Below are 1,750 nucleotides of genomic sequence, written 5' to 3'. Positions count from 1 at the left end.
GATGTTGTCCAGTTCGGTGCCCGGGGTCGGGAACGTACCCCCTTTGCTCTCGCAAAAATTTTCAATTCCATTTTTGTTTCCATTTTTCATTTTTCCTTTTTCCAATTTCAATTTCGTTTTTAATTCATTCAAGTTTTTCGTTTTCATTTCTTCATTTCACTCTCAGTTGTCGATTCCTCATGTCTTCTCTCCCCCACTCTCAGTTCGTGGCAGTTAGGTCAGTTAGGTCAGTTAGCCTCAATGTTCCTGGTCAGAGCCTCTTAGCTCATGTCAGTTAGGTGTGGCAGTTAGGGGCTAACTGCCCTCCGATTGGGCACGCTCAATTGTGATCATGGTCGTGTGGCAGTTACGGACCGTCACTGATTGAGTTGAGACAGGACCTTACATTAATCGGTGGATAGCGTCAATCATTCTGATTACTCTTTGGTGTAGGGGGCGGCTAAGACCTTTACACTTTGCAATACGATATTTGCTAAATCTCTGAGTTGAAGATCCATCTTAGATGTGACCTGAGTCACATACAAGTGAGAAGGGGCTGTATGCCTCTGTAACAAGATCAAGTGTGGTGTTGAGGTCTATGTCTATGGGTGGGCTGTCAGTCGATTACAGAGCCGTATGGGTACCTTGCTGAGGTTGTGGGGAGGTCTCCCCTAGCCCCTCTTAAGTCGACCTTAGAGCTAGTCTGAAGATTCTTTAGGAAACTTCCTCGGATGTGCTTGACTCCGCTTCGGCTAGGGCTTAGCTTAGTATCAGAACGAACGACGGAAGGTTCGGAGCCCACAAGGACGAACCGGAAGTTGGATCGGAAGCTCTTTGACAATAGAATCTCTCTACCTTATGAATGCGTCAGTATTCGTAGCCTACTTCGATGGTAGAGAAGAAGTTGTGCGTAAAAGGTCGCCACTTCTTCTTACACCTAAAGTATGTCGAGTGCGAATACTTATCGGATGCATCTCGGGTAGATGGCAAGAATGCCTTAATAGATTCAGACGCTCGCGTATGCTGTGCCGGATGGCTGAGGGAACTAGGTTCACTTAGATACGGAGAGAACGAAGCCGTATTGGCGTGAACAATGGATCGAACACATACTTCCCTAATTACGCGCTGGTAGTCGGTAGCTAAGTGTAGTTGCGAACCGCCGAACTACCTGCCCATGATGTAAGAAACGTGGGAAATCCAATGACAAAGACTTTGTCTTGTGCCATACTCTCTACTGATGGTCATGGTTGCCGGAACATCGGACCGACAGCCTTAATCACCAATCGGGAGGAAACCGAAATGGCAGAGAAGAAGGCATTTGACTTCGGTTCGGCTCTTTCTAAGGCATCCTTTAAGGATGAGCTTACGTCGAAGGTGACTGCCGGACGCACGCGGACTCCGAGTGCATTCGATGAGCCTCTGAAGAAGGCTTACGAGGGTGGAAAGGTTCTCGCAATCGACCTTCCTACGGATGCCGTAGAGGATGCGTTGAAGGAAGCCCGTTCGGCTGCCCGCTACTTGGGGTTCCGGCTGGAAGTCGGGCAGACGGATAACGGGAAGGGTGTGACGAGTCTCGAACTGAAGCCGCTGCCGAAGCGGACTCGTCAGACGAAGAAGACGGAAGAGACTCCGTCGAAGTAACAGAAGTAAGTGTTTGAACGACGGTGGTGCACATAGCAGAAGCTATGTGCACCTTCCGCGTTTGCGCACTTGCGTAAACGGTTCATGCAGCCATCACCGAATCCTAGGAGGAATCGAAGCATGAACCCTG

The 1,750-nt window shown here is 49.1% G+C and carries 1 protein-coding gene; it reads left to right on the top strand.

What is annotated here, in order from left to right; all coding sequences use genetic code 11:
- Positions 1-1,278 precede the first annotated feature (1,278 nt).
- Positions 1,279-1,620 (top strand): hypothetical protein, encoded by a 342-nt coding sequence (locus tag ACWD4G_RS45605; RefSeq protein ID WP_451304660.1) that lies wholly within the window; start codon positions 1,279-1,281, stop codon positions 1,618-1,620.
- The last annotated feature ends 130 nt before the right edge of the window (positions 1,621-1,750 follow it).

This window comes from Streptomyces sp. NPDC002643, from assembly GCF_053592555.1.
Note: the sequence above shows the minus strand (reverse complement) of the source record. Positions and strands in the feature narration are given on the sequence as shown.

Coding starts and splice junctions, on each gene's coding strand:
- ACWD4G_RS45605 (WP_451304660.1), top strand. CDS start 1,279: ATGGCAGAGAAGAAGGCATTTGACTTCGGTTCGGCTCTTTCTAAGGCA.